The sequence below is a fragment of the Moorena sp. SIO2C4 genome, assembly GCF_010672485.1.
In the GTDB taxonomy this organism is placed as follows: domain Bacteria; phylum Cyanobacteriota; class Cyanobacteriia; order Cyanobacteriales; family Coleofasciculaceae; genus Moorena; species Moorena producens.
The window spans coordinates 1-8,244 of the sequence record NZ_JAAHGN010000237.1; the positions used below are offsets into that span (position 1 = coordinate 1).

Here is an 8,244-nt window from a genome sequence, read left to right on the forward strand (position 1 = left end):
CCCCCGATTCCCTATTCCCGATTCCCTATTACCTATTCCCGATTCCCGATTCCCGATTCCCGATTCCCGACTCCCGATTCCCGATTCCCGATTCCCGATTCCCGATTCCCGATTCCCGATTCCCGATTCCCGATTCCCGATTCCCTTGTTTACATCTCAACTAGAGCCGTTCTCATCTAAAGAACGCACCTTAATAACTTTAGCAGGAATTCCCACTACCGTTGCGCCAGCAGGTACATCAGACAAAACTACAGCATTAGCACCAATATTTGCCCCATTACCGATAGTAACCTTGCCAAATATCTTGGCACCAGCACCAACATTGACACTTTTTCCTAAAGTGGGGGCATCCAAAGGACGATCTAAGTAACGATTACCTAAAGTTACTCCTTGACGGAGGATACTATCATCACCAATGGTGCAATCCCCATGAATCACAATCCCACTTTGATGCTCAATAATTACTCGGCGACCAAGCTTTACGGTGTAAGGTAATTCTATCCCATAAGTATTACGAACTTTACGATATAATGCTCGGTAGATAATACTAAAGGGAGCCCGTAGTAACTTCGGCTCTATGTTCATTCTCCAGACTCCAAACCGCTGCACCGCTACAGCCCGAAATCCCGGCTTAGTCCAATCACACCCATGGGCTTTCCAATCTTCTTTAATTTGTTGCCAAAGTCCCAAATTATCAGTTTTTTGCTGGGTAGAATTTGCCGTTAAATCTGTTGGCATCACCATAATCTGTTTTTAGAATGTAGAATTTAGAATGAAGAATTTAGAATTTAGAATTTAGAATCGGGAATCGGGAATCGGGAATCGGGAATTGTAAGCGGTCAGCGGTCAGCGGTCAGCGGTCAGCGGTCAGCTGACGTAACTCAGATTAAACCAATGCTTACCTGTTTTATTCAAAAGCTAAAAGCTGATAACTGATAGCTGATAGCTAATAGCTGAAAGCTAATAGCTGAAAGCTGATAGCTGATAACTGATAGCTGATAGCTAATAGCTGAAAGCTGATAACTGAAAGCTGATAGCTGATAGCTAATAACTAATCACGAAATATTCGGACTACTAAAAGCACCACCTTTACAAAACACACTATTGCGGAGAAAATCACTAAGTAAGTGGGGCGGCTCAAGATTGGGTTTACCTTGAACCACTCGGCGCAATTGCCACAATAAATAACTAGAAGCCCAGGTGTGATCCGCTAGAGCAGCGTAAAACCAACCATAGTTTTTAAGAAAATACCGTCGTCGAGAATCAAACACATACTGGGGTCGGCGTTTGGGTGGACGCTTGGTGTCGGTAACACCTGAACTTTGTCCAACTAAGTGGACTACGCGACTTTCAGGGACATACCAGCATTCCCAGCCAGCTCTCTGGGCTTGCAGGCAAAAGTCCATTTCTTCGTAATACATGAAATACGCTTCATCGATCAGGCCAACCTGCTCAAACACTTCCCGGCGAATAATCATACTTGCCCCAGCTACCCAATCCGTTGGACAGGGTTGGTCAGGAATCGGTGGCCAAACTACCCACTCCGATAATAATGTCGATACGATACCGAGACGCAAACCAGAATCTAGCTCACTGAGGACGGTATGAAACCGAAATGCTGAACACTGAGGGGTACTGTCAGGCTCTTCCAGGCGAGAGCCAGCAATACCCACCTGGGGATGGTCACTCATAAACTCCACCAGGGTTTTGATCGCCCTAGGACGAACAATGGTGTCTGGATTGAGCAACAACACATAATCCGGTGGCTGATTAGACTTCAGGGCTGGGCGGATCACAGCGTTATTGCCAAAGGCAAATCCACCATTGTGCTCTAGTGCCATCACCGATGCCCAACTACCCCAGTTTTCGTTTGCGATCGCATTTTTAATGGCAACAGCCGATCCATCCCCAGACGCATTATCTGCCACTACCACCTGAGTATTCGATAAACCTGGGATTTCATCCGCTAGAGAGCGTAAGCAATCAATAGTTAAACTAGGGGTTTTGTAGTTAACAATTACTATAAGTAAAGAATTTACGGGATTGTTTTTTAGTTCATTAGACATAACTAAATTTGGCGTTTTTTTTCCTTAGCTAAATAATTATTATTTGTTAGTTAATTTATATTTTTTTAGTAACAAAATCCTGTTGTTGATCGTAATAATTTACACAGATTTTTTACCCTACTCCCTACTCCCTACTCCCTACTCCCTACTCCCTGCTATATCATCCCTAATTCCGTTGAACTTGTCTTCGTTGATTACGATTTTGATTACGATTTTGATTACGATAACGCTGGGCTGCCAATGCCGGGACTTTTTTAACCTTATTGGTTGTAGGTTCTTGGATCACCAATCCTGATAGTCCTCCACAAGCCAATACAAAGACTGGATTACCATGGGCATTGAGCATAAATTCCACCATGTATAACGCTACGGCCACGGTCAGCACCGCCACTGGTGACGCTTGCCGCTTTGGCCACAACTCGGCTGGACAACGGAACCAAAACATAGTCAACACCGGCATTAGTAAGGATGTGGTCAGGCTGGCTAGTCCAACGGTACCAGTTTCACCAAACGCAATAATCCACAAACTATCTGGAACTGTAACTTGCTCACCCTTGTCATTAAAGATCAGACTTCTTCCCCATCCTCCCCAGCCAAACACGATCCGTTCCCGTGCTTTATCTACAAGTAGCTCTTCATTATCAAATCTAAACTGTAAGGATTGGATACGGTCTGCAGGAACCACACTCGATACATTTGAGATAATCTGATCACTAACGTAGGTTTCAGTCTGTGAGTTAATGTATAAGTAAGAACAAATAAGCCCAATTAGGATAAAGACTGGCAAAGCAGTACGAAATTGCTTGCCCACAAACAAGATGCCAACTCCCAAGAGTAGTAAAAAATAGGCACCAGTGGATTTGCACAATATAAATGTGATCAACAACGCAGCTACCAGCCACTTCATGGGAATATTCCAGAGTTGTTTGATCACCCCAGTGTGCCATAGCCAAATTCCCACTAAACTAGCTGCCATCATCCACATACCCACTGGCAAACCGTGGATCATAAATACTGTCGGTCTCCATCCCCCGTAACGCATTGTTTGGCCAAAGTCAGGATGAGCATGGAAGCCGTACAATATCCTATGGAGCTGGGGACTAAAACGAATTTCGTACAAACATAGGGGAACATATACCAACCCCCCCATGAAAATCCCAATTGCCAAGTCACGTAATCCACTCAAGTTATTGAGATAGATCCGACCGAGAAAATAGGGTACTCCCCAGGTCAAGGTTTGCGTCAAAACAGTAGAGAAACCATCGTAAGCCCCCAAGCCATTCGTAATAGATGAAGCCAATGGACATAGGCACCAAATCAGGATGGGCAAGTCAATCCAGCTGAATTTAAAGGAGCTAATACGCCCAACATCGTATATAAAAGTAGCCAACAAAATACCGTAGCAAGTTGCCGACATCTTAGTATAGTCAGGTAGACCAGGCAAAGCATATTCTGCCACAGGTAAGAATAGCCATGCTACGATGAAACTCACAATGACTGCCCGCTGAGCTGGAATTCTCATGAAGAGATAAAGAACAACTGGAATCCAGCCGAACATGACGATGGGGACTAAAAAACTCATTGGCTTTTTTGGGCATGAACGTGAACAGAGTTGTTTGAGTAATTATCAGCTATCAGCTATCAGCTATCAGCTATCAGCTATCAGGTATTAGCTATCAGCTATCAGTGATCAGCTTATGGGTTAGGTCACAGCGTCGAACCCTGGGGAGCATGTCAATTTTGTTAATCCCTGTTCAGATCCCCCGTTTCCCTTAATAAGGGGGACTTTTAAATCTAATTCCCCCCTTTTTTAAGGGGGGCTAGGGGGGATCTATGTACCTAATTACAAAGGTGACATGCTCCCAGAAGCCTGTTCCACGCTACTTGAGGTGCCAAAGGCCAACGGCTGACCGCTGACCGCTGACCGCTGACCACTGACCGCTGAATTCTTACTCAATAATTAACTTCTTAATAAATTTCTTGACTTTGGTTACTGGAGATTTTTTAAGTTGTATTTTTTCTCCTGGTCGAGCCTTAAATAATGTAGAATGGTCGCCACTATTAGAAAGCTCTTCAGCTGGTCTGCCATTGCTGTAGTAGTAAAGTGCCAAGGATTTCCGAGTCCGTCCTTCTGGACAAGTTAATGGCTCAGGATGTCCGTGATAGGAAAAATCGGTAGTATTAAATATGACACATCGGTTGAAGACGGGGAGAATTTTTTTCTGAGACTTTGTCATCTCTTTATCCCACATTTCAAAATAACCACCATAGTCTTCTTGCCAATCTTTGTTGAGATAGATCAGAAGATTTAAGCGGCGGTCAAGGCGCAATTTTGTATGGCGATTGAAATCAGCATGGATTTTTAAGTAACCACCTTTTTCGATCTGATGTAAGCCACCACCAACAAAATGAGGATCAGGGATTATTCCATCAATGCCAGTTAAGGTTTCTAAAAAGTTAAGGAAAGTTGATGAATTGAGCTGATACAGAAAAAATCGGGTGTACTCTCCCATTTGTATTTCCGATTTTGAGGCCAGTTTTTTTTCTGGTGCAGCATCAAACTTTTGCCAATCAATTGCATCAGCTTTAGGAAACTCATTCAGAATCTTATCTAGGACATCTTCTGGAAAAAAGTTATCCATGATAATGTGTGGAAATGGCTCAGACTGGGCGTATATTTCACAATTATCATTCGCAAATTTAGTTAATTTTTCTGGCTCTAGGCAATAGTTTAATTTGGAATACATTTTATCATCCATTAGTTTTTTTAATTAATTTTAGTTTTATTAAATAATAGCAATCCTAAATAGATTGTAATAATTTTTGTTACCTGTTCCCTGTGCCCTGTTCCCTGTTTTAAAAAAGTCCACTGATGGGATATCCAAAACCCAACATATATCGAGCCCAAATCACCCACATCAGTAATGTCAACAGTAGTGCAGTAGCCCAGAGGTCTTGCTTAATAAAGGAAAGCCCTTCACGACAGAGACCATAAGTTATTACTAGATAAGGGAGAATGTCATTGAAAGCAATCACGACTACTGCTCCGAGTGCTCCATTTCCCAACTTTTCCATCAGATAAAATCCTAGGGGTATGCCAATACAAACCTTAAGACTCTTGACCAATTGACTGTAAGCGTTATAGTTTGGCTTGCCAAGAGCCATCAGGGCTTGCTGAACGGTATCAATTAATAATGCAGGCCAGATGCCTAGGGTCAGGATTGGTAACATCCAAGCCGCCTCATAAAACCTCTCATCATATAAGATAAAAATCGCAACATCTCCAAAAGCAGTACTGACTGTCAACATCAATGCTGCAACCACTAGGATAAGTTGCCGATTGTACCAAATCTTGATCCGAAAGGTTTCCCGAGGCAAATCAGCCAGCTGAGAAAACGTTGGCAAAAGCACCTTGGAACTAATTGCCGAGATTACCTGGGAAGGTAGGTACGCTAAATTAAAGGCAACACCATAAATTCCCAATAGCTCAAATGAAAACAATTTGCCTAGAATTAGTCGGTCGGCTTGGGTCGCGAGAAAGGTAAGGGCCGTTGAAATAAATATCCATTTCCCGAAGGAAAAAATGCTGTTAGCTGCCTCTTTCTCCCAGGTAAAGCGGTTTGATTTTCCAGGAATTAACCAATGACTCATTACCATTTTGACCAATGCCGTCAGCACATTTCCAATAGCAAGAGCCCAGATTGTCCGATTGACAAAAGCCCAAGTGACCATCAAGATCAGGCCGGACAATTGCCCCACCAGCTCAAACATCATGATCTTGCCAAATGCCATCTGGCGGTTGAGGCTCCACACAGCAGTGGAGTTGAATCCCTCAATCAGTGGAATCACACCAATTACTGGCATCAGCCATAACAGCTGCGGGTTATTATAGAAGTGGGCAACTGGCCAAGTAATTATAAGACAAGCCACCCACAGCAAAAGGCCCCGCAAAACCTGAATAGTCCAGATAGTATTCAGAAAAACTGGGTCATCCCCACGTTTATTCTGGATGATGCTTGCACCAATACCGACATCGGAGAATAACCGTAAGCCAATGATGAAAACGTTGGCTAGAGCCATTAAGCCGAAAAACTCTGGTGCAAGCAGGCGGGTCAGAACAAGATTACTTGCCAGTCTCAGAAACTGACTTGTTCCATAACCAGCTACTGTCCAAATAGCCCCACGGAGGAGTTGTTTTTTAAGTGATGAGGACATGGTTAGATTTCCGAGTAGGTAGACGGGATGGGTGGGGTTGCAGACTTAAAGGCATCAGATAATTTAGTTAGTTTTAAAGATTGGCTCTACAGCTGATATCTGAGCATGTTGTGTAATGTAGGTTTTAAGTTACAGCTAGGTAGATAATAGTTGTTGAGCACCAGATGAATACTCGCGAACGGTCTTTTGCCAGAAACGGGCTGGCTCTTGAGATGAGAAATAACGACTAATATAGTCGTGAGCATTGCGTGAAATATTGTCACGAAGTTCTGCATGCTCTAGTTCCAAAAGACATCGTGCTGCCGCCTCAGGAGTCTCGGCAGCCATAGCAGTCTTACGGTGTTCCATGCAGAAATTTGCCCCACGGGCAGTCTTGCCCACTACCACAATTCCTGCTGCCATGGATTCTTGGGGAGGAAGGGCACAACCCTCAACCTCTGCAGATGCCAGGAAGACTTGTGGTCGTCTAAACTGCTTTGCTAGTTCGTGAAAGGGAAGTCCATCCACACGCTCAAATCTCCAGTATGTACCACCTAACTTTTGATACCATTCCTCAGTCTCGGTGATGAACTCAGGACCTTTTCTGGGAAAGGCGAAGACCAAACCTGCTTCTCTTTCTGCTTGAGGAATAAATGGAAATGCCTTGTTGTCAACTACATTGGGAACGATCTCAATGTCTTTGCCAGGATAAGTGGCTTCGCATATTTCCTTCATGAAGGGAGAGTCTGTCCAAAGAGCCACACGGCTATCTCGATAGTCAAAATCCGCTTTAACCAAAATTGGAACCTGGAGATAAGCGATCGCTGGTCCTTTGACATCATTGATCAATAGTGTGAGCCAATCAGGAATAATGCATACATCATCGGGACGACGATCTGCCCAACGGATAAAGGGTAGATCGTGAATCCCCCAAGTATTACCAAAGGTGTTACGACCAGTCATGGTGGCAATTACTGCATCAGCCCCAGATTCCCGAGCTGCCAAGCAGTGACGCATGATATTCAGGTCTCCGCCGTTTACTTCGGATTTATAAAGCCACCTACGCCTGACCCAACTCTGAATTGGCTTTAGCTTAGGACGGCGAAGGACACGGTATATTCCCTGCCAAGTGGTGCTTGTTGAAAAGTCTGAAAGCAAAAATACAAAACGCATCAGCTAACTGTTACAAATAAGGGAAATTATTCAAAATGGGGCGTTGCTAATTACAGGTATGATTTTGCCCCCCAACCCCCAATTCTGGGGGAGAAAGATAATTTCAAGTCCCCCAATTTTGGGGGACCCACGGGGGCGTTACTGAAACAAGACAAATAAATTCATACTTCAATTCAGCAACGCCGAAAATGCTCATCTGTTGCCCCGATTCACAATTTGATTCACAATTTAAATACGTGAGAGCTTAGCACTCCTTGGTGGTGCCTCAATCGGAGCTTGCTTTGGAGGTAGTTCAGGATTAGACAAAAATAGGGCTGACAATTTCTTGGCTTCTGTTGCGACATCATGCCGCCTAGCCACCCGCTCCGCCCCAGCTTTACCCATTTCCTCCAGGGTTTCCACCGGGGAGTTTAAGGCTTCAGCCATTGCTGCGGTTAAAGCTTCAACAGAACCGGGTGGCACCAGCCAACCACAGCTGCCATCACCCACCAACTCCGGTATCCCAGCAACATAAGTAGTAATCACTGGACGACCCAGGGCTAAAGCTTCCATGAGCACGACTGGTAATCCTTCCGCAAAGCTGGGCAGTACGAGAGCCCGTGCTGCTAAAATTTGTTGCTGAACCTCAGTATTACTAGCCCAGCCAGTAATCTCAATGTGGTCTTGCAAACCCAACTGGGCAATAGTTGCTTCAATTTGCGTACGCAACGGTCCATCACCCACTAGTACCAACTTGAACTGCAAGCCCTCAGCGGCTAACTGATGGGCCGCTTCAATCAAGAGTAGATGTCCTTTTTGTTCACTGAGGCGA

Annotated in this window: 7 protein-coding genes; all 7 read right to left on the reverse strand. The window is 44.3% G+C overall.

Translation table 11 applies throughout. The annotated features are described in order from the left end of the window. Positions 1-156 precede the first annotated feature (156 nt). On the reverse strand, positions 157-744 hold the full coding sequence (locus tag F6K20_RS14520) for a serine O-acetyltransferase (RefSeq protein ID WP_287295097.1): 588 nt from the start codon (positions 742-744) through the stop codon (positions 157-159). A 311-nt stretch (positions 745-1,055) separates the two neighbouring features. Continuing rightward, positions 1,056-2,066 carry a glycosyltransferase family 2 protein gene (locus F6K20_RS14525; protein ID WP_287295099.1) on the reverse strand — a complete coding sequence of 337 codons (1,011 nt, stop codon included), beginning with the start codon at positions 2,064-2,066 and terminating at the stop codon, positions 1,056-1,058. Positions 2,067-2,232: 166 nt separating this feature from the next. Beyond that, a complete protein-coding gene (locus F6K20_RS14530) occupies positions 2,233-3,648 on the reverse strand; it encodes a hypothetical protein (RefSeq protein WP_044494311.1) in 1,416 nt (471 codons plus the stop codon). Positions 3,649-4,015: 367 nt separating this feature from the next. Further along, on the reverse strand, positions 4,016-4,825 hold the full coding sequence (locus tag F6K20_RS14535; protein WP_009148933.1) for a 2OG-Fe(II) oxygenase: 810 nt from the start codon (positions 4,823-4,825) through the stop codon (positions 4,016-4,018). Positions 4,826-4,922: 97 nt separating this feature from the next. Continuing rightward, a complete protein-coding gene (locus F6K20_RS14540; protein WP_009148936.1) occupies positions 4,923-6,281 on the reverse strand; it encodes an oligosaccharide flippase family protein in 1,359 nt (452 codons plus the stop codon). A 135-nt stretch (positions 6,282-6,416) separates the two neighbouring features. Next, a complete protein-coding gene (locus F6K20_RS14545) occupies positions 6,417-7,433 on the reverse strand; it encodes a glycosyltransferase family protein (RefSeq protein WP_044494313.1) in 1,017 nt (338 codons plus the stop codon). A 228-nt stretch (positions 7,434-7,661) separates the two neighbouring features. Continuing rightward, positions 7,662-8,244 (reverse strand): glycosyltransferase (locus F6K20_RS14550; RefSeq protein ID WP_287295103.1); only part of this gene is annotated, 583 nt, incomplete at its 5' end.